This window comes from Novosphingobium sp. Fuku2-ISO-50 (assembly GCF_001519055.1).
Taxonomy (GTDB): domain Bacteria; phylum Pseudomonadota; class Alphaproteobacteria; order Sphingomonadales; family Sphingomonadaceae; genus Novosphingobium.
The window spans coordinates 570487-589325 of the sequence record NZ_KQ954286.1 but is presented as its reverse complement, the minus strand read 5'-3'; the positions used below and the strand labels follow the sequence as shown (position 1 = coordinate 589325).

The window sequence follows — 18839 nt, the reverse complement described above, 5'->3', positions numbered from 1 at the left end:
AAGCGGCTTTACAAGCTGCGTCGCTTCGTTAAGCGGCGCAGCTTGTCGTTTTTGTAATGCGGTGCGCTGTCTTGCGCACCGGGGCGATGGAGTGGAAAAGTCATGCGTGCCGAAGGGCAGGCCCATATCGACCGCATCGAACGCGCGCTCGCGCTGGTCCGCAAGTTTCTCGACTGGGATCGCGCGGTGCGGCGGCTCGACGAGCTGAATGCGCGAGTCGAGGATCCGAAGCTGTGGGACGATCCCAAGCAGGCCGAAGCGGTCATGCGCGAACGTCGGCGGCTCGAAGCCTCGATCGGCACGGTGAACCAGATCGGTCAGGAAATGGCCGATGCCGTCGAATTCATCGAACTGGGCGAAGCCGAAGGCGATGACGCGATCGTGGCCGAAGGGCTCGAAACGCTCAGCCGGCTGGCCGCGCGTGCCGATGCCGACAAAGTGCAGGCCTTGCTTGCCGGTGAAGCCGACGCCAACAATGCCTTCCTCGAAGTCCATGCGGGCGCGGGCGGCACCGAAAGCCAGGACTGGGCCGAAATGCTGCAGCGCATGTATACGCGCTGGGGCGAACGGCATGGCTACAAGGTCGAACTGGTCGACTATCACGCGGGCGAAGCCGCCGGGATCAAGAGCGCGACGCTGCTGATCAAGGGCGAAAACGCCTATGGCTATGCCAAGACCGAAAGCGGCGTGCACCGGCTCGTGCGGATCAGCCCTTATGACAGCTCGGCGCGGCGCCATACGTCGTTCAGCTCGGTCTGGGTCTATCCCGAAATCGACGACAATATCGATATCGAGATCAACCCCGCCGACCTGAAAATGGATACCTATCGTGCCTCCGGCGCTGGCGGGCAGCACGTCAACACCACCGATTCGGCGGTGCGCATTACCCACATTCCGAGCGGGATCATCGTCGCCAGCCAATCCGACCGCAGCCAGCACAAGAACCGCGCCACGGCGATGGGGATGTTGCGCGCGCGGCTCTATGAAGCGGAACTGGCCAAGCGCGAAGCGGTGGCCAGCGGCGAATATGCCTCCAAGACCGAGATCGGCTGGGGGCACCAGATCCGTTCCTACGTGCTGCAACCCTATCAGCAGGTGAAGGATCTGCGCACCGGGGTCGTCTCGACCAACCCGGGCGAAGTGCTCGACGGCGCGCTCGATCCGTTCATGGCGGCGGCGCTGTCGCAGCGGGTGACCGGCGAAAAGGTTGCGGTCGAGGATGACGATTGACCGAGGGGCAGGCGAGCGAAGTCGCTGATTTTGCCGATTGCCCAACGGTGATGTCCCGGCGGTAATTTCAGGGCAATGCTCTTCCGCTTTGGTGCAATTGCGCCTAACCTGAGAGCTACAGGCGGCCCGGTTGGGGGGCCGTGGGGGTTGCTATCGATGGCTGGCGTGGCGACACGAATGAGCCGGTTGTCAGGTCTGAAAGTGTAATATGTCTGTTTTCAAAGGTTTGAAGCCGATCCTTTATGGCGGTCGTGAAGTCTGGCCGTTGATCGAGGGGGGCAAGGGGGTTGCCGCCACCAATCACGCCAGTTCGGGCGCCTGGGCTGCGGCGGGCGGTATCGGCACGGTCAGCGCGGTCAACGCCGACAGCTACGATCCCGAGGGGAAGATCGTACCCCAGCTCTATCCGCAACTGACCCGCCGCGAACGGCACGAACAACTGATCCGCTATGCCATCGACGGCGCGGTCGAACAGGTGCACCGCGCGCATGACATCGCGGGCGGTCATGGTGCGATCAATATCAACGTGCTGTGGGAAATGGGCGGGGCGCAAGCCGTGCTCGAAGGCGTGCTCGAACGCACCAAGGGCCTTGTCACAGGCGTCACCTGCGGCGCGGGCATGCCTTACAAGCTGTCGGAAATCGCGGCGCGGTTCAATGTCAATTACCTGCCGATCGTGTCTTCGGGCCGCGCCTTTCGTGCGCTGTGGAAACGCGCCTATCACAAGGTCGCGCACCTGATGGCGGCGGTGGTCTATGAAGACCCCTGGCTGGCCGGGGGGCACAACGGCCTGTCCAACGCGGAAGACCCGCGCAAGCCCGAAGATCCCTATCCCCGCGTCAAGGCGCTGCGCGACACGATGCGCGCCGAAGGCGTGTCGGACGATGTGCCGATCATCATGGCCGGCGGCGTGTGGTTCCTGCGCGAATGGAACGACTGGATCGGCAATCCCGAGCTGGGCTCGATTGCGTTCCAGTTCGGCACGCGCCCCTTGCTGACGGCGGAAAGCCCGATTCCGCAAGAGTGGAAGGATCGCCTGCGCACGCTCGATCCGGGCGACGTCCTGCTCCATCGTTTTTCGCCGACCGGCTTTTATTCCTCGGCGGTGCGCAATCCGTTTCTGCGCAGTCTCGAAGCGCGCAGCGAGCGGCAGATCCCCTATTCGCGCGTCTCGGCAGGCGAACACACCGTGCAGCTTGACGTCGGCGTGCGCGGCAAGAATTTCTGGGTGACGCCGACCGATCTGGGCCGCGCGCGCGAATGGGCGGCGCAAGGTTTCGAACACGCGCTGCGCACGCCCGATGACACCGTGGTGTTTGTTTCTGCGCAAGAACGCGACGCGATCCGCAAGGATCAGGCCGATTGCATGGGCTGTCTGTCGCATTGCGGTTTTTCGTCGTGGAAGGATCACGACGACTATTCGACCGGCCGTCTCGCCGATCCGCGCAGCTTCTGCATTCAAAAGACGCTGCAGGACATCGCGCATGGCGGCGACATTGACCAGAACCTGATGTTTGCAGGGCACGCCGCCTATCGCTTCAAGCAGGATCCGTTCTATTCGAACGGCTTCACCCCGACGGTGAAGCAACTGGTCGATCGCATCCTGACCGGCGACTGATCAACGGCGCCTCCCCAAAACGCGCCCCCAAAAAATGCGCGGGGCGCGCTGGGGGAGGTGTTGGACCTATTCGCAATCCCGGCTTGAAACGCCGTGGTTTGCCTGATCGGCGCCGTCGATCTCGGCGGCTTCGCTGATGCGCATCGGCACGATCATGGCGACCATCAGCGCGACGATCGCAGTGCCGATGGCGCTCCATGCCACGACCACGCCCACGCCCATCGCCTGGGCGATGACCTGGCGCAGCGGGCCCATGCCGGGGGCATAGCCGGTCCCGCCCAGCGTTCCGGCGATCAGCGGCGCGGCGAGCATGGCGCCGGCCAGCCCGCCGAAGCCATGGACCGCGACAAGGTCGACCGCGTCGTCGATCCCGCTCGCCCGGATCAGGCGCGCCGCGATCCAGCCGACCAGCGCACCGGCCAGCCCGGCCAGCATCGCCGTGCCCGGGGCGATGGCATTGGCGGCCGCGCTTGCCGCAATCAGGCCTGCCAGTGCCCCCCGTGCGAGGCTGAACGGATGGGCTTTGCCACTGGCCAGCGTATCGGCGAGCAGCCAGGTCAACGCTCCTGCGGCGGCGGCAACTTGCGCATTGATCAAGGCGGTTGCGGCATCATCGCTGGCGGCCAGTGTTGCCCCGGCGGTCAGGGCCAGCAACGCGGCCCACACCATGCCGGTCCCGGCCAGCGCCAGCCCCGGTGCCGACCCGTGCGGACCATCGGCTCCGGTCAACCGCGCGCGCCGCCCCATCAGCAACGTGATGACCAGTGCCGATATCCCGACACAGCCATGGACCACCAGCGCGCCGCCGAAATCGACGGTGCCAAGCCGCGTTTCCAGCCAGCCGCCGCCCCGGATCCAATGGGCCAGCGGGGCATAGACGACCAGGCTCCACAGCCCCGCAAAGGGAACGATCCAGGCGATGTTTCCGCGTTCGGCCCATGCCCCGGTCAAAAGCGTCGCGGCGAGCACGGCAAAACCCAGTTGCAACAGCACGAAGGCGGTTTCGGGCACAGCGCTCGATCCGCGCACATTGGCAAGATCGAGCAGCATCCAGGCATTGCCGCTGCCCAGCCAGCCGCTGGTGACGTTGCCAAACCCGAGCGTATAACCGACCGCGACCCACGCCAGTGTGACGATCGCGGCAATGGCGCCGACTTCGGTTGCCGTCGCGGCGAAGGCTTTTGCCCGCAATCGCCCGCCATGATGGAGGATGATGCCCGGCAGGATCAAGGCCAGCGCAAGCAGGGCCATGCCGAGCACGAAGGCGGTATCACCGCTGTCGACCGCATCGCCGCCATCGACTTGTGCATGCGCGAGCGAAGGGGCGAAAGCCAGCAGCCCCGCCATCCAACGCAAACCGATACTGGCTAATCCGATTTTGGCCAATCCGATCCTGCGCAGCCAAATCCTGATCGCGTTCGAAATCCGCATGCCTGTCCCTGCCAAGACCGTGGGGTCATTCGCAGGCCTTATGCCTCGCCCATGCTTAACGGACCACTAGCAATCTGGCCCCCTGTCTCTCAGGCCCAGCCTTCCAGCACCTGATCGGGCGGACGGTGGCCGTCGACCCAAAAGCGGATGTTGGCGATGACCTTGTCGCCCGAGGCGATGCGTCCTTCGACCGTGGCGCTGCCCATGTGCGGCAGGATGGCGACGTTGTGATGATCGCGCAGGCGTTGGTCGACCAGCGGTTCGTGTTCGAACACGTCGAGTCCGGCGCCGCCGAGATGGCCCGAGCCGAGCGCCTGGATCATCGCTTCTTCCTCGACGATCGTCCCGCGCGCGGTATTGATGATAAAGGCGCCGGGCTTCATCAGTGCGATCCGCCGCGCGTCGATCAGATGAAGCGTTTCGGGCGTCGCCGGGCAATGCAGCGTCAGGATGTCGGTTGCCGTCAATAGCGCGTCGAGATCGGGTTCGTACCGCGCGCCGAGCATGGTTTCGAGCGCTTCGGGCACGCGATGGCGGTTGTGATAGACGATCGGCATGCCAAAGGCCCGCGCGCGGTGTGCAACCGCCTGGCCGATCCGGCCCATGCCGACGATCCCCAGCACGCGCCCGCCAAGGCGATGGCCGAGCAGAGTCGAGGGCGACCAGCCATGCCATTGCCCGCTGCGCAAGAGGCGCCCGCCGTAATTCAGCCGCCGGGCGACCGACAGGATCAGCGCGAGCGTCATGTCGGCGGTATCGTCGGTGAACACGCCCGGCGTGTTGGTCACCATGATCTTGCGCGCGCGCGCGGCAAGGAGGTCGATATGGTCGATGCCTGCGCCGAAATTGGCAATCAGCCGCAGCCGGGGCGGTGCCAGCGCGATCAGGTCGGCGTCGATCGTGTCGGTGACGGTCGGCACCAATACGTCGGCATCAGCCATCGCGGCGATCAGTTCGTCGCGGCTCAATGCGTGATCGTCGCGATTGAGCACGACGTCGAACAATTCGGCCATGCGTGCCTCGGTCTCGGGCAGCAGCCGCCGGGTGACGACGACGCGGGGCTTGCCCGCCACGCGGCGAGTTTCGACAGGCGGGGTAACGCTGGGCGTGTGGCTCGGCATGGCCTATCGCTAGTCCGGCGGTGGGGCAGGGGTCAAGTGTCCGGGGGCAGACGTCGGGAAATGTCCACCGCTTGTGGTGCGGCGGCGCCTTGCCCTTCGCGCATGATGGTGTATCGCCGATGCCGATGCCGTTGCGGATGAAGGACACGACACCGCTCTCGAGAGCGTTTGGTTTGGCGGCTGCGGGCGCGCTGGCGCTCGGGCTGGTGGCCATGGTGTTTGACGTGCGGCCTCATGCGGCGCACGCCGCCGACAGCGAGGCAAGTTCCTATTGGGTGTCGCTTCGCAACAGCCAGACCAACATGCGCGTCGGGCCGGGGCGCGATTATCGCATCAACTGGATCTATGTCCGCGCCGGATTGCCGCTCAAGGTGTTGCGCGAAATGGGCGGCTGGGTTCTGGTCGAAGATCCCGATGGCGCGCGCGGCTGGATGCTGACCCAGTTCGTTTCACGCAAGGCGCATACCGCGATGGTGCGTGATGCAATCGCCGAGATCCGCGAAAATCGCGATGGATCGGGCCGCATGTTGTGGCGCGCAGAGCCCGGCGTGATTGCCCGGCTGACCGGTGACTGCAATGTCGGCTGGTGCAAGGTCGACATCGATGGCCGGCAGGGCTTCGTTCGGGAATCCGCGCTGTGGGGCGCGGCCAAGCCCTGATCGTGCGCCGAACGGTGAGGGGTTTCGCCGGTCGGCAAAACCCCCCGTTTCAAGTCAATCAGACCAGTTCAATCGCCACGGCAGTGGCTTCGCCGCCGCCGATGCACAGGCTGGCCACGCCCTTCTTGAGCCCGCGCGCCTTCAAGGCGCTGATCAGCGTGGTGATGATGCGTGCGCCCGAAGCGCCGATCGGGTGGCCGAGCGCGGTCGCGCCGCCGTTGACGTTGACCTTGTCATGCGGGATGCCGAGGTCGTGCATCGCGAACATCGCGACGCAGGCAAAGGCTTCGTTGACTTCGAACAAGTCGACATCGTCGATCGACCAGCCGGCACGGGCGAGCAGCTTTTTGATGGCGCCGACCGGAGCGGTGGTGAAATCCTTGGGTTCCTGAGCATGCGCGGCCAGGGCGATGACCTGGGCGACCGGAGTCAGCCCTTCCGCCGTGGCCACCGACTGGCGGGTCAAGACGAGCGCAGCCGCGCCGTCGGAGATCGATGACGATGTCGCCGCGGTGATCGTGCCGTCCTTGGCAAAGGCGGGCTTGAGCGTCGGGATCTTGTCCGGCTTGCCCTTGCCCGGCGCTTCGTCGGTGTCGACGATCGTTTCGCCGGCGCGCGATTTCACCGTGACGGGTGCGATTTCATCGACAAAGCGACCGTCGGCGATCGCACTCTTGGCGCGGTGCAGCGATTCGATTGCATAGGCGTCCTGCGCCTCGCGGGTCAGTTGATAGGCGTCGGCCGTTTCCTGGGCAAAAGTGCCCATCGCGCGACCGGCTTCATACGCGTCTTCGAGACCGTCGAGGAACATGTGGTCATAAGCGATGTCATGGCCGATGCGTGCGCCCGAACGGTGTTTTTTCAAAATGTAGGGCGCGTTGGTCATCGATTCCATGCCGCCCGACACGACATAGTCGACCGAACCCGATGCCAGCGCTTCGGCGCCCATGATCAGCGTCTGCATGCCCGAGCCGCAAACCTTGTTGACCGTGGTTGCCTGAACCGAGGTGGGCAGTCCGGCCTTGATCGCGGCCTGGCGTGCGGGCGCCTGGCCGAGCCCGGCGGGCAGGACGCAGCCCATGTAAACGCGATCGAACTTGTCACCGGCAACGCCCGAGCGGGCGACGGCGGCCTTGACCGCAGTGGCGCCGAGGTCGGTGGCCGAGACATCGGCCAGCGCGCCTTGCATCGCGCCCATCGGTGTGCGCGCATAAGAGAGGATGACGACCGGATCGGCGGCGGAAAACTGGGCCATGAGAAAGTTCCTCTGCTCGTGTCTGTTCTGCTGTGTCTGCATCTAGTGCCCCGGGCCGCTCTTTGCAATTCGACGAAGGGGCGCCCGGCCGCGAAAATGTTGCGCTGCACCACGCGAGGATCGGTTGCCAAGCCGCAGACGAGGCGTAAACTCGCCGGGAAAAGGCGGGTTTTGGCCGTTTCAGGCTGTGTTGACGCTACGGCCCGGAGACAATCCGGAAATGCAATTGCGGCAGCGACCGCGTGGCGGCCGATTCGCCGCAGAAAAACGGGGAGAAGAACATGGCAGGCGCAGTGAACGAGACCGGGGCCGGCAACACCCCCGCAGCGATGCAGGCGCTGCTCGAGCGGCAGAAGCGCGCCTTTGTCGAGGCGCGGCCCGAGGCGTTGAGCGTGCGCCGCGACCGGTTGGCGCGGCTGGCCACGGTGCTCAAGGAGCATGGGGCGGCATTCGCTCGCGCCATGAGCGAGGATTTCGGCCATCGCAGCCATGAACAGTCGATGCTGACCGACGTGATGCCCTCGCTCAGTCTGGTGCGCTATTGCGAAAAGAACCTGTCGCGCTGGACCCGGCCCGAGCGGCGCGGAACGATGTTTCCGCTGGGACTGCTCGGGGCGAGGGCCGAAGTGCGCCATGAACCCAAGGGCGTCATCGGCATCGTTTCGCCGTGGAATTTCCCGATCGGGCTGACTCTGGCGCCGCTGGCGCAAGTCTTTGCCGCAGGCAACCGGGCCCTGATCAAGCCGAGCGAATTCACCGAGGCGACGTCCGCGCTGCTGGCAGACGTCCTGTCGCGCTATTTCGCACAAGACGAAGTCGCCGTGATCGAAGGCGGGCCCGAAGTCGGGCAGGCGTTCTGCGGTCTTGCGTTCGATCATCTGCTGTTTACCGGCGCGACGGGCGTGGGGCGCCATGTCTTGCGGGCGGCGGCGGAAAACCTGGTTCCGACGACGCTTGAACTCGGTGGAAAATCGCCGACGATCCTGGGCCGAAGCGCCGATATTCAGCGCGCTGCGCAGCGGATTGCGCTCGGCAAGATGATGAATGCCGGGCAGATCTGCCTCGCGCCCGACTATATGATGGTGCCCGAGGACATGGCCGACCGCGCGATCGGCGCGATCGAAGCGAGCGTTGCGGCGATGTATCCGACGCTGCTGTCCAATGACGACTATACGTCGGTGATCAATCGCCGCCATCGCGACCGGCTGGTCGGACTGGTCGAAGACGCGGTGGACAAGGGTGCCGAGGCGATCGTGGTCAATCCCGGCGGCGAAGACTTTGCCTCGACCAACGGCAACAAGCTGCCGCTGACCATCCTGAAGGGCGTCAACGACGACATGAAGGTCATGCAGGACGAGATATTCGGTCCCATCCTGCCGGTCATGACCTATCGCGGGGTCGATGAGGCGATCGATTATGTCAACGCGCACGACCGCCCGCTCGGCCTCTATTACTTCGGCGAGGATTCGCGCGAACGCGAACGCGTGCTCACGCGCACGATCTCGGGCGGGGTCACGGTCAATGACGTGATCTTCCATGTCTCGGCCGATGACTTGCCGTTTGGCGGGGTCGGGCCGTCGGGCATGGGCAGCTATCACGGTATCGAGGGTTTTCGCAGTTTCAGCCACGCGCGCGCGGTCTATCGTCAGCCGGCGATCAATGTCGCCGGGCTTGCCGGGCTGATGCCGCCTTATGGCAAGGCAACGCAGCGCACGTTGAAGATGCAGTTGAAATAGCGGCATGATCCAACATGCAATCGATGCACGCGCATGGTCGATCGGCGCAATCGTGCGACCGTCGACCATGGTCGGTGCGGATTGCCACTTTACCGTGCGAATGCCCGCAACGTCACGGAAATCAGCCGAAAATTGATCATTTTGCCATGTTGCACTGCCCAAAAAGGATGGGGCAAGCCGGCAAATATGCAATGCCAACCACTTGCGCCGGGGCCGAGGCGGGACTAGGGGCCGGGGCACAGACTTAAAAAGGCGAGTCAGCCCCTTGGTCGACCAAACATCCTATCTGGCAGGTTACCTGCCGATCCTCATTTTCCTCGGAATTGCGCTGGCGCTTTCTGCTGCCTTCGTTTTCCTGCCGATCGGTGCATCGCGCCTGACCGGTACGCACAATCCTGATCCCGAAAAGCTGTCGGAATATGAATGCGGTTTCCCCGCGTTCGAAGATCCGCGCAGCCAGTTCGACGTGCGTTTCTATCTCGTGGCGATCCTGTTCATCGTCTTCGATCTGGAGGCCGCGTTCCTGTTTCCCTGGGCGGTCAGCCTGAAACAGACGCAATGGACAGGCTGGACGACGATGATGCTGTTCCTGTTCGAACTGGTCATCGGATTCATCTATGCCTGGAAGAAAGGGGCGCTGGACTGGGAATGAACGACATGGCGACCTCTCCCGTGCCCGTTGGCGGCGCGAACCTCATCGCGCCCGATCAGGCGTTTTTCGACAGCCTCAATGCCGAAGTGTCGGACAAGGGTTTCCTTGTCACGTCGACCGAGGAATTGTTTCAATGGGCTCGTACCGGCTCGTTGTGGTGGATGACATTCGGCCTCGCCTGCTGCGCGGTCGAGATGATCCACGTCAACATGCCGCGTTATGACATGGAGCGTTTCGGCGTTGCCCCGCGCGCTTCTCCGCGTCAGTCCGACGTGATGATCGTGGCCGGTACGCTGTGCAACAAGATGGCCCCCGCGCTGCGCAAGGTCTATGACCAGATGTCGGACCCCAAGTACGTCATCTCGATGGGCAGTTGCGCCAATGGCGGCGGCTATTACCATTACAGCTATTCGGTGGTGCGCGGTTGCGATCGCATCGTGCCGGTCGACATCTATGTCCCCGGTTGCCCGCCGACTGCCGAGGCACTGCTCTATGGCGTGATGCAGTTGCAGCGGAAAATCCGCCGCGCCGGCACGCTGGCGCGCTGAGAAAGGGGCAAGGGATGGCACACGTGCTCCACTCCGCACCGCGTTACGCCTCGTTTGACGGTGTGCTCGACGGACTTCTCGCGCGGCTTGGCGATGCGGTCGTCGCCTCGCGCGAAGAACATGGCGAAATCGTTCTGACGGTCGTGCGCGATCAGGTCGAAGACGTGCTGCGCACGATCCGCGACGAGGAATCGTTTCAGCAGTTGATGGACATCGCCGGTGTCGATTATCCCGACCGGGCCGAGCGCTTCGAAGTCGTCTATTGCCTGCTGTCGGTCACGCGCAACTTGCGCCTGATCGTCAAGGTTTCGACCGACGAAGCGACTCCGGTGCCGACGGTGACGACGCTGTGGCCCAATGCCGGCTGGTACGAACGCGAAGTCTACGACATGTTCGGCGTGCTGTTTGCAGGCAACACCGATCTGCGCCGCATTCTCACCGACTATGGCTTTCAGGGGCATCCGTTCCGCAAGGACTTCCCACTGACCGGCTATGTCGAACTGCGCTATTCCGAAGAGGACAAGCGCGTGGTCTACGAACCGGTGCGCCTGGCGCAGGATCTTCGCCAGTTCGATTACACCAGTCCGTGGGAAGGGCCGCATTACGTGCTGCCCGGCGATGAAAAGGCACAGGGAGAGAAGGCATGAGCTTTACTCTCGAACAGTCGCCGACGACCGGCGATGAAGTCATCAGCAACTACACCATCAACTTCGGCCCGCAGCACCCTGCGGCGCACGGGGTCTTGCGCATGGTGATGGAGCTTGACGGCGAAATCATCGAACGCATCGATCCGCATGTCGGCCTGCTGCATCGCGGCACCGAAAAGCTGATCGAGTACAAGACCTATCTTCAGGCGTTGCCGTACTTCGACCGGCTTGATTACTGTTCGCCGCTGGCCATGGAATATTCCTACGTGCTGGCGATCGAAAAGATGCTCAATGTCGAAGTGCCGATCCGCGCGCAGTATCTGCGCGTGCTGTTTGCCGAACTGACGCGCATCTGCAATCACATGCTCAATCTCGGCAGCCACGTCATGGACGTCGGCGCGATGACGCCGAACTTGTGGATGTTCGAGATCCGCGAAGACTGTCTGACGTTTTTTGAACGCGCTTCGGGCGCGCGGATGCATTCGGCCTGGTTCCGCCCCGGCGGCGTGCATCAGGACGTGCCGCTCAAGCTGCTGACCGACATCGGCGAATGGCTCGATACGCGCCTGCCCGAATTGTTCGAAGACGCGATGAGCCTGGTCGTCGACAACCGCATCTTCAAACAGCGCAATGTCGACATTGCTCTGGTCAGCAAGGAAGACGCGCTGGCCTGGGGCTTTTCGGGTCCGATGATCCGCGCTGCGGGCATTCCCTGGGATCTGCGCAAGGCGCAGCCCTATGATGTCTATGACCGGATGGATTTCGAAATTCCGGTCGGCACCAATTCCGACTGCTATGACCGGTTCATGGTCCGCGTCGAGGAAGTGCGCCAGTCGGCCCGCATCATGAAACAGTGTCTGGCAGACATGCCCGAAGGCCCGATCGCTTCGTCGGACCGCAAGGTCTCGCCGCCCAAGCGCGGAGAGATGAAGAGCTCGATGGAATCGCTGATCCATCACTTCAAGCTCTACACCGAAGGCTTTCACGTTCCGGCGGGCGAAGTCTACGTCGCCACCGAAAGCCCCAAGGGCGAATTCGGCGTCTATCTGGTCAGCGACGGCAGCAACAAGCCCTATCGCTGCAAGATCCGCCCGACCGCGTTTTCGCATCTGCAGGCGATGGACTTCATGTCGAAGGGTCACATGCTGCCCGACGCGACCGCCATTCTGGGCGCCATCGACGTGGTGTTCGGGGAGTGCGACCGGTGAGCGCGCCGTCGCGCCCTGGCCTCTTGCGGCATGTGTCGATCGTGGCCTGCCTCGTCGGGCTGGCCACGGCCGGCGTGTTCCTGCTTGCCACCTGGAAAGGCTCGCCGACGCCGGCGTGGATGCCCATGCTGCTCGCCATGGTCGCCGGCTATGAACTGGTACAGTGGGGCCAGGGGCTCTGGTTGAAACGGGCGGGGCGTTGATCATGATCGGTACACCTGCCTTTATTATCAAGGACATTGCCTGAGATGGCCGACCGTCATCCCGAACCCGATAGCCCCGAACTGCGCGCGCGCTGGGGTCAGTTTGCCTGGACCGGCGACAATGCCGCCAAGGCGATCGAAATCGTTGCGCGCTATCCTGCCGGGCGTCAGCGCAGCGCGGTCATGCCGTTGCTCGATCTCGCGCAGCGTCAGGTCGGCGCCGAAGAGAACACGCAAGGCTGGTTGCCGCTGCCGGTGATCGAATATGTCGCGACCTATCTCGACATGCCGGTCATCCGCGTGCTCGAAGTCGCGACGTTCTACACGATGTACAACATCGCGCCGATCGGCCGGTTCCACGTTCAGGTCTGCGGCACGACGCCGTGCATGCTGCGCGGGTCGGACGACATTCTGGCGGCGTGCAAGGCGCGCGGTCTGAAAAAGGGCCACACCACGGCGGACGGCGTGTTCACGCTGACCGAAGTCGAATGCATGGGCAACTGCGCTTCGGCCCCGATGGTTCAGATCAACGACGATAACTACGAAGATCTGACCGCCGAAAGCGTGACACACATTCTCGACGAACTCGCGGCAGGCCGTCAGCCCAAGACCGGCACGCAAGCGCCGGGGCGTCACACGGTCGAACCGTTGGGCGGGGCCACCTCGCTGACGGCGATGGTGACCGGGAACCACGATTATCGAGGGGAGTGGTAAGTCATGGCTCTGCTCGACAAAGATCGCATCTTCACCAATCTTTACGGCTTTCAGCCGTGGAATCTGGCTGCGGCGCAAGCGCGCGGCGATTGGGACAATACCAAGGCTCTGCTCGAACGCGGGCGTGACGCGATCATTCAGGAAATGAAGGATTCGGGGTTGCGCGGGCGCGGAGGCGCGGGCTTCCCGACCGGCATGAAGTGGTCCTTCATGCCCAAGGAATCGCGCGATGGACGGCCCAGCTTTCTGGTCATCAACGCCGACGAATCCGAGCCTGGCTCGTGCAAGGACCGCGAAATCATCCGCCACGATCCGCACAAGCTGATCGAAGGCGCGCTGCTTGCCGGTTTTGCGATGGGTGCGCGCGCGGCCTATATCTATATTCGCGGCGAATATATCCGCGAAGCCGAAACGCTGTTTGCGGCCGTGCGCGAAGCCTATGATGCGGGTCTTGTCGGTCGCAACGCTGCGGGTTCGGGCTATGATTTTGACGTCTTCGTCCATCGCGGCGCGGGCGCCTATATCTGCGGCGAAGAGACCGCGATGATCGAAAGCCTCGAAGGCAAGAAGGGCCAGCCGCGGCTCAAGCCGCCGTTTCCGGCAGGCGCCGGGCTTTATGGCTGCCCGACCACGGTCAACAACGTCGAATCGATCGCGGTGGCTCCGACCATCCTGCGTCGCGGCGCGGCGTGGTTTTCCTCGTTTGGGCGCGACAACAACAAGGGCACCAAGCTCTTCCAGATCTCGGGGCATGTCGAAAAGCCCTGCGTGGTCGAAGAAGAAATGGGGATCCCGTTTCGCGAGCTGATCGAGCGCCATTGCGGCGGCATTCGCGGCGGATGGGACAATCTGCTCGCGGTGATCCCCGGCGGGTCTTCGGTGCCGCTGGTTCCGGCCGAGCAGATCATGGATGCGCCGATGGACTTTGACGGACTGCGCGCGCTGGGCTCGGGCCTCGGCACGGCGGCGGTCATCGTCATGGACAAGTCGACGGACATCGTCCGGGCGATCGCGCGGCTTTCGCACTTCTACATGCATGAAAGCTGTGGTCAGTGCACGCCTTGCCGCGAAGGCACCGGCTGGATGTGGCGCGTCATGGAGCGCCTGCGCACGGGCGATGCCGAAGTCGAGGAAATCGACATGCTGTTCAATGTCACCAAGCAGGTCGAAGGTCATACGATCTGTGCGCTGGGTGACGCGGCGGCCTGGCCGATCCAGGGCCTGATCCGCCATTTCCGCCCCGAGATCGAACGCCGCATCCTCGAAAGAGGTGCGCTTCGGGAGGCTGCCGAATAATGCCCAAGGTCAAAGTAGACGGCGTCGAACTCGAAGTTCCGGCCGGGGCCACCGTGCTCCAGGCCTGCGAGCTCGCCGGCAAGGAAATCCCCCGCTTCTGTTATCATGAGCGCCTGTCGATTGCCGGCAATTGCCGCATGTGTCTGGTCGAGGTGAAGCCCGGGCCGCCCAAGCCGCAGGCGTCGTGCGCGCTTCCGGCCAGCGAAGGCCAGGAAATCCGCACCGACAGCGAAATGGTCAAGAAGGCGCGCGAAGGGGTGATGGAGTTCCTGCTCATCAACCACCCGCTCGATTGCCCGATTTGCGATCAGGGCGGCGAATGCGATCTTCAGGATCAGTCGGTGGCCTATGGCCGTGGCGGTTCGCGCTATCACGAAGAAAAGCGCGCGGTCACGCAGAAGAACATGGGCCCGCTGATCAAGACGGTGATGACCCGCTGCATTCACTGCACGCGCTGTGTGCGGTTCAGCGAGGAAGTGGCCGGGGTCGATGAAATCGGCGCGCTTTATCGCGGCGAAAAGACCCAGATCTCGACCTATCTGGAAAAGGCCGCGAAGCACGAGCTGTCGGCCAATGTCATCGATCTGTGCCCGGTCGGTGCGCTGACCAGCCGTCCCTATGAATTCGAAGCGCGGCCGTGGGAATTGAAGAAGACGCTGTCGATCGACGTGTCCGACGCGATCGGGGCCAATATCCGGCTGGATTCGCGCGGTCGTGAAGTTCTGCGCATCCTGCCCCGTGTGAATGACGACGTGAACGAGGAATGGCTGGCCGATCGCGCCCGTTTCCTCGTCGATGGGCTGACTCACCGCCGGCTCGATCGCCCCTGGCTGCGCCTCGACGGCAAGCTTCAGGCAGCGACGTGGGCTGAAGCGCTGGCTGCGGTCGGCAAGATCAAACCGGGATCTTCGGTTGCGGTGATCGCGGGCGACATGGTCGATTGCGAAACCCAGTTTGCCGCCAAAAAGCTCGCTGCCGCGCTCGGTTCGACTTTGCTCGAAGGGCGTCAGACCGGCCTTGCCTATGACACCTCGAATCTCGCGGTGCTCGCGTTCAACACGACGCTGGCCGGGATCGAGGATGCCGATGCAATCCTGATTTACGGCAGCCACGTCCGCGACGAGGCGCCGCTGCTCAACCCCCGGTTGCGCAAGGCCGTCAAAAAGGGCGCCAAAGTCTATATCATCGGGCCCTGGTGGGAACCGACTTATGCCGCGACGCATCTGGGCGACGATGCCGGGGCGATCGACGCCTTGCCCGAAGACGTGGCCTCGGTGTTTGCCAATGCGGCACGCCCCGCGATCATCATCGGCGGCGGCGCGCTGGCCAAGGGCGGTCTCGAAGCGGGTCTTGCCTTTTCGGCGCGCTTCAATCTGGTCCGCGAAGGGTGGAGCGGCTTTAACGTGCTGCACTTCGCTGCGGCGCGGATGGGCGGGCTGATGCTCGGTTTTGCGCAGAAGGGCGGGATCGCCGATCTCGTTGCCGCGCAGCCCAAGCTGCTGATCTCGCTCGGTGCCGACGAAGTCGACTTTGCCAAGTTCGCCAATTCGATGATCGTGCACATCGGCCATCACGGCGACAAGGCGGCGCATCTCGCCGACGTGATCCTGCCGGCTGCCGCGTTCAGCGAAAAGGACGGCACTTACGTCAATACCGAGGGCCGTGTGCAATATGCGGAAAAAGCAGTCTTTGCGCCCGGCGACGCGCGTGAAGACTGGTCGATCCTGCGCGCGCTCGCCGATGCCCTGGGCGTTTCGGTCGGCTTTGACAGCTTTGACGAATTGCGCGCCGCGATGATCGCCGAGGTGCCCTCGCTCGGTGTCGAAGGGCTCGCGCCTTATGGCGACATCCCGGCGGCGCCTGCTGGGGCGCATGCTTCGGGCGTGATCGGCTATCCGGTCAAGGATCGCTATCTGACCAACGCGATCGGTCGCGCCAGCCCGACATTGCAGCGCTGCTCGGCCGAATTGATTCACGGCAAAATTCAGGCGGAGGCCGCGGAATGACCCCGTTTCTTCAAGGACTTGGTCTGCCCTTCGGGTGGGCCTGGACGCTGGCCACGATCATCGAGATCCTGCTGATCGCGCTGCCGGTGATGCTGGCGGTGGCGATGGTGATCTATGCCGACCGCAAGATCTGGGCGGCGATGGCGCTGCGTCGCGGGCCCAACGTGGTTGGCCCGTTCGGCCTGCTTCAGTCGTTTGCCGATGGTCTCAAGGTCTTTCTGCAGGAAACGATCATTCCTGCCGCGGCCAACAAGACGCTGTTCCTGATCGCGCCGATCATCACGTTTACCGTGGCATTGCTTGCCTGGGCGGTGATCCCCTTCGCGCATGGTGCCATGCTCGCCGATATCAATGTCGGGCTGCTCTATATCCTCGCGATCTCCTCGCTAGGGGTTTACGGCATCGTCATTGCCGGATGGGCGTCGAATTCGAAGTATCCGTTCTTTTCGGCGATGCGCGCTTCGGCGCAGATGATCAGCTATGAAGTCTCGATCGGTTTCATCCTGATCTGCGTCGTGCTCTGGGCCGGCAGCTTCAATCTCGGCGTGATCGTCGAGGCGCAAAAGGGCTTCGGCTTTGGCGTGATCAACGGTTTCTGGTGCAGCCCGCTGCTGTTTCCGGTCTGGGTCATGTTCCTGATCTCGTCGATGGCCGAAACGCAACGCGCGCCGTTCGACCTGACCGAAGCGGAAAGCGAACTGGTCGCCGGCTATCAGACCGAATATTCGTCGATGGCTTTCGCGCTCTACTGGCTTGGCGAATATGCCAACGTGCTGCTGATGTGCGCGCTCAATGCAACGTTGTTCTGGGGCGGGTATCTGCCGCCGTTCAACTGGGCGCCGCTCTATCTCGTGCCCGGGCTGATCTGGTTGATCCTCAAGATCCTGTTTGGCTTTTTCGTGTTCAGCTGGGTCAAGGCGACCGTTCCCCGGTATCGCTATGACCAGTTGATGCGCCTTGGCTGGAAAATCTTCCTGCCGCTCTCGCTGCTGTTCGTCTTCCTCGTCAGCGGCTACCTGATGCTGATCGGACATTTCGCATGACCGCCGCGCAACTCGTCAAGAGCTTCACCCTGTGGGAGTTCGTCAAGGCGCACTGGCTGACCTTGAAGTATTTCTTCAAGCCCAAGGCGACCGTTAACTACCCTTACGAAAAGAGCCCGATTTCCCCGCGTTTTCGCGGTGAACATGCGCTGCGTCGCTATCCCAACGGTGAAGAGCGCTGCATCGCGTGCAAGCTGTGCGAAGCGGTCTGCCCGGCGCAGGCGATCACGATCGAGGCCGAGCCCCGTGACGACGGTTCGCGCCGCACGACACGCTATGACATCGACATGACCAAATGCATCTTCTGCGGCTTTTGCCAGGAAGCCTGCCCGGTCGATGCGGTCGTCGAAGGGCCGAACTTCGAATACGCCACCGAAACCCGCGAGGAGCTGCTTTATGACAAGGCCAAGCTGCTCGCCAACGGCGACAAGTGGGAGCGAGCGATCGCTGCCAATCTCGAAGCCGATGCACCGTACCGGTAAGGGGGCCTAAGTCCATGATCCAGGCAATTGCCTTCTACCTCTTTGCGACCATGATGATCACCTCCGGGGCGGTCACCATCCTCGCGCGCAACCCGGTCCATTCGGTGCTGTGGCTGATCCTCGCGTTCTTCAACGCTGCCGGGCTGATGGTGCTTGCAGGCGCCGAATTCATCGCGATGCTGCTGATCATCGTCTATGTCGGCGCGGTTGCGGTCCTGTTCCTGTTTGTCGTGATGATGCTCAACATCGACTTTGCCGAAATGCGTGCCGGATTCATCCGCAATGCGCCGCTCGGTGTGGTGCTGGGTGTCGTGCTGTTCGTTGAACTGTTCGTCGGCATTCTGGTGCGCAGCGCCGGTGACCTCGCGATCGGCAACGCGGCGAGCGTTTCGGCGGTTCCTGCCGGTCTGTCCAACACCGCAGCGATCGGCGCTCTGCTCTATACGCATTATCTCTTCGAATTCGAAGCGGCCGGCATGATCCTGCTTGTCGCGATGATCGGCGCGATCGTGCTGACCCATCGCCAGCGCAGCGATGTGCGCGGCCAGAACGTTTCGAAGCAAGTCGCCCGCCGCCCCGAAGAGGCGACGATCAACGTGAAACCCGAAATCGGCAAGGGGGTGTCGCTGTGACCCTTCGACAAGCTCAGGGTGAGCGGATTTCCAGGGAGCTACGCTCGTGATTGGTATCGGCCACTATGTCGTCGTGAGCGCGATCATGTTCGTGCTCGGCGTGCTCGGCATCTTTCTGAACCGCAAGAATGTCATCATCATCCTGATGGCCATCGAGCTGATCCTCCTGTCGGTAAACCTCAATCTGGTCGCGTTCTCGGCGTACCTGCACGATCTTGTCGGGCAGATCTTCGCGATGTTCGTGCTGACCGTTGCGGCGGGCGAAGCGGCGATCGGGCTGGCTATCCTCGTCATCTATTTCCGTGACCGCGGCACGATCGCGGTCGATGACGTCAACCGGATGAAGGGCTGAGAGAAT

General features: G+C 63.2%; 18 protein-coding genes and 1 pseudogene. 16 read left to right on the top strand and 3 right to left on the bottom strand.

The features are described 5' to 3' along the window. Window positions 1-102: 102 nt before the first annotated feature. On the top strand, window positions 103-1230 hold the full coding sequence (gene prfB, locus AQZ50_RS05535) for a peptide chain release factor 2 (protein WP_067743616.1): 1128 nt from the start codon (window positions 103-105) through the stop codon (window positions 1228-1230). A gap of 208 nt (window positions 1231-1438) precedes the next feature. Then, window positions 1439-2848: an NAD(P)H-dependent flavin oxidoreductase gene (locus AQZ50_RS05530; RefSeq protein WP_067743613.1), complete on the top strand. Its 1410-nt coding sequence runs from the start codon at window positions 1439-1441 to the stop codon at window positions 2846-2848. Window positions 2849-2914: 66 nt separating this feature from the next. Here AQZ50_RS05530 and AQZ50_RS05525 read toward each other — a convergent pair whose 3' ends face one another. Together AQZ50_RS05525 and AQZ50_RS05520 are read right to left on the bottom strand one after the other, a co-directional pair. After that, the gene (locus AQZ50_RS05525; RefSeq protein WP_067743951.1) at window positions 2915-4195 is read right to left on the bottom strand and encodes an ammonium transporter; all 1281 of its coding nucleotides are present in this window, start codon (window positions 4193-4195) and stop codon (window positions 2915-2917) included. Between the two features lie 173 nt (window positions 4196-4368). Next, window positions 4369-5400: a 2-hydroxyacid dehydrogenase gene (locus tag AQZ50_RS05520; protein ID WP_067743611.1), complete on the bottom strand. Its 1032-nt coding sequence runs from the start codon at window positions 5398-5400 to the stop codon at window positions 4369-4371. 119 nt (window positions 5401-5519) lie between these two features. On the opposite strand from AQZ50_RS05520, the gene AQZ50_RS05515 reads away from it, so the two are divergent. After that, entirely contained in the window at window positions 5520-6059 is a 540-nt protein-coding gene (locus AQZ50_RS05515) for an SH3 domain-containing protein (RefSeq protein ID WP_231730120.1), read from the top strand. Window positions 6060-6117: 58 nt separating this feature from the next. On the opposite strand, the gene AQZ50_RS05510 is transcribed toward AQZ50_RS05515, so the two are convergent. Then, on the bottom strand, window positions 6118-7314 hold the full coding sequence (locus AQZ50_RS05510) for an acetyl-CoA C-acyltransferase (protein ID WP_067743609.1): 1197 nt from the start codon (window positions 7312-7314) through the stop codon (window positions 6118-6120). Between the two features lie 281 nt (window positions 7315-7595). Here AQZ50_RS05510 and AQZ50_RS05505 point away from each other — a divergent pair, with 281 nt between their 5' ends. From AQZ50_RS05505 to nuoK, 13 genes and pseudogenes are all read left to right on the top strand, one after another. Continuing rightward, window positions 7596-9050, top strand: a complete 1455-nt coding sequence (locus AQZ50_RS05505; protein ID WP_067743945.1) for a coniferyl aldehyde dehydrogenase — start codon at window positions 7596-7598, stop codon at window positions 9048-9050. A 265-nt stretch (window positions 9051-9315) separates the two neighbouring features. Continuing rightward, the gene (locus AQZ50_RS05500; RefSeq protein ID WP_067743607.1) at window positions 9316-9702 is read left to right on the top strand and encodes an NADH-quinone oxidoreductase subunit A; all 387 of its coding nucleotides are present in this window, start codon (window positions 9316-9318) and stop codon (window positions 9700-9702) included. Further along, window positions 9699-10250 carry a NuoB/complex I 20 kDa subunit family protein gene (locus AQZ50_RS05495; RefSeq protein WP_067743604.1) on the top strand — a complete coding sequence of 184 codons (552 nt, stop codon included), beginning with the start codon at window positions 9699-9701 and terminating at the stop codon, window positions 10248-10250. Before AQZ50_RS05500 ends, AQZ50_RS05495 begins: the two co-directional genes overlap by 4 nt. A gap of 14 nt (window positions 10251-10264) precedes the next feature. Further along, a pseudogene (locus tag AQZ50_RS05490) lies at window positions 10265-10879 on the top strand (NADH-quinone oxidoreductase subunit C); the annotation flags it as partial. Between the two features lie 14 nt (window positions 10880-10893). Further along, the gene (locus AQZ50_RS05485; protein ID WP_067743594.1) at window positions 10894-12105 is read left to right on the top strand and encodes an NADH-quinone oxidoreductase subunit D; all 1212 of its coding nucleotides are present in this window, start codon (window positions 10894-10896) and stop codon (window positions 12103-12105) included. Further along, the gene (locus AQZ50_RS05480; protein WP_067743592.1) at window positions 12102-12308 is read left to right on the top strand and encodes a hypothetical protein; all 207 of its coding nucleotides are present in this window, start codon (window positions 12102-12104) and stop codon (window positions 12306-12308) included. Before AQZ50_RS05485 ends, AQZ50_RS05480 begins: the two co-directional genes overlap by 4 nt. Before the next feature lie 45 nt (window positions 12309-12353). Further along, window positions 12354-13022 carry a complex I 24 kDa subunit family protein gene (locus tag AQZ50_RS05475; protein WP_067743589.1) on the top strand — a complete coding sequence of 223 codons (669 nt, stop codon included), beginning with the start codon at window positions 12354-12356 and terminating at the stop codon, window positions 13020-13022. 3 nt (window positions 13023-13025) lie between these two features. Then, window positions 13026-14318 carry an NADH-quinone oxidoreductase subunit NuoF gene (nuoF, locus tag AQZ50_RS05470; protein WP_067743586.1) on the top strand — a complete coding sequence of 431 codons (1293 nt, stop codon included), beginning with the start codon at window positions 13026-13028 and terminating at the stop codon, window positions 14316-14318. Then, window positions 14318-16324 (top strand): NADH-quinone oxidoreductase subunit NuoG, encoded by a 2007-nt coding sequence (gene nuoG, locus AQZ50_RS05465; protein WP_067743583.1) that lies wholly within the window; start codon window positions 14318-14320, stop codon window positions 16322-16324. The genes nuoF and nuoG overlap by 1 nt, the downstream gene beginning before the upstream one ends. Further along, window positions 16321-17367, top strand: coding sequence for an NADH-quinone oxidoreductase subunit NuoH (nuoH, locus tag AQZ50_RS05460; RefSeq protein ID WP_067743581.1), 1047 nt, complete (start codon window positions 16321-16323; stop codon window positions 17365-17367). Before nuoG ends, nuoH begins: the two co-directional genes overlap by 4 nt. After that, window positions 17364-17849, top strand: coding sequence for an NADH-quinone oxidoreductase subunit NuoI (gene nuoI, locus AQZ50_RS05455; protein ID WP_067743578.1), 486 nt, complete (start codon window positions 17364-17366; stop codon window positions 17847-17849). Before nuoH ends, nuoI begins: the two co-directional genes overlap by 4 nt. Window positions 17850-17863: 14 nt before the next feature. After that, entirely contained in the window at window positions 17864-18481 is a 618-nt protein-coding gene (locus AQZ50_RS05450) for an NADH-quinone oxidoreductase subunit J (RefSeq protein ID WP_067743575.1), read from the top strand. Window positions 18482-18527: 46 nt separating this feature from the next. Beyond that, window positions 18528-18833 (top strand): NADH-quinone oxidoreductase subunit NuoK, encoded by a 306-nt coding sequence (gene nuoK, locus AQZ50_RS05445; RefSeq protein WP_067743574.1) that lies wholly within the window; start codon window positions 18528-18530, stop codon window positions 18831-18833. The last annotated feature ends 6 nt before the right edge of the window (window positions 18834-18839 follow it).

Coding starts and splice junctions, on each gene's coding strand:
- prfB (WP_067743616.1), top strand. CDS start 103: ATGCGTGCCGAAGGGCAGGCCCATATCGACCGCATCGAACGCGCGCTC.
- AQZ50_RS05530 (WP_067743613.1), top strand. CDS start 1,439: ATGTCTGTTTTCAAAGGTTTGAAGCCGATCCTTTATGGCGGTCGTGAA.
- AQZ50_RS05525 (WP_067743951.1), bottom strand. CDS start 4,195: ATGGCGGGGCTGCTGGCTTTCGCCCCTTCGCTCGCGCATGCACAAGTC.
- AQZ50_RS05520 (WP_067743611.1), bottom strand. CDS start 5,400: ATGCCGAGCCACACGCCCAGCGTTACCCCGCCTGTCGAAACTCGCCGC.
- AQZ50_RS05515 (WP_231730120.1), top strand. CDS start 5,520: ATGCCGATGCCGTTGCGGATGAAGGACACGACACCGCTCTCGAGAGCG.
- AQZ50_RS05510 (WP_067743609.1), bottom strand. CDS start 7,314: ATGGCCCAGTTTTCCGCCGCCGATCCGGTCGTCATCCTCTCTTATGCG.
- AQZ50_RS05505 (WP_067743945.1), top strand. CDS start 7,596: ATGGCAGGCGCAGTGAACGAGACCGGGGCCGGCAACACCCCCGCAGCG.
- AQZ50_RS05495 (WP_067743604.1), top strand. CDS start 9,699: ATGAACGACATGGCGACCTCTCCCGTGCCCGTTGGCGGCGCGAACCTC.
- AQZ50_RS05485 (WP_067743594.1), top strand. CDS start 10,894: ATGAGCTTTACTCTCGAACAGTCGCCGACGACCGGCGATGAAGTCATC.
- AQZ50_RS05475 (WP_067743589.1), top strand. CDS start 12,354: ATGGCCGACCGTCATCCCGAACCCGATAGCCCCGAACTGCGCGCGCGC.
- nuoF (WP_067743586.1), top strand. CDS start 13,026: ATGGCTCTGCTCGACAAAGATCGCATCTTCACCAATCTTTACGGCTTT.
- nuoG (WP_067743583.1), top strand. CDS start 14,318: ATGCCCAAGGTCAAAGTAGACGGCGTCGAACTCGAAGTTCCGGCCGGG.
- nuoH (WP_067743581.1), top strand. CDS start 16,321: ATGACCCCGTTTCTTCAAGGACTTGGTCTGCCCTTCGGGTGGGCCTGG.
- nuoI (WP_067743578.1), top strand. CDS start 17,364: ATGACCGCCGCGCAACTCGTCAAGAGCTTCACCCTGTGGGAGTTCGTC.
- AQZ50_RS05450 (WP_067743575.1), top strand. CDS start 17,864: ATGATCCAGGCAATTGCCTTCTACCTCTTTGCGACCATGATGATCACC.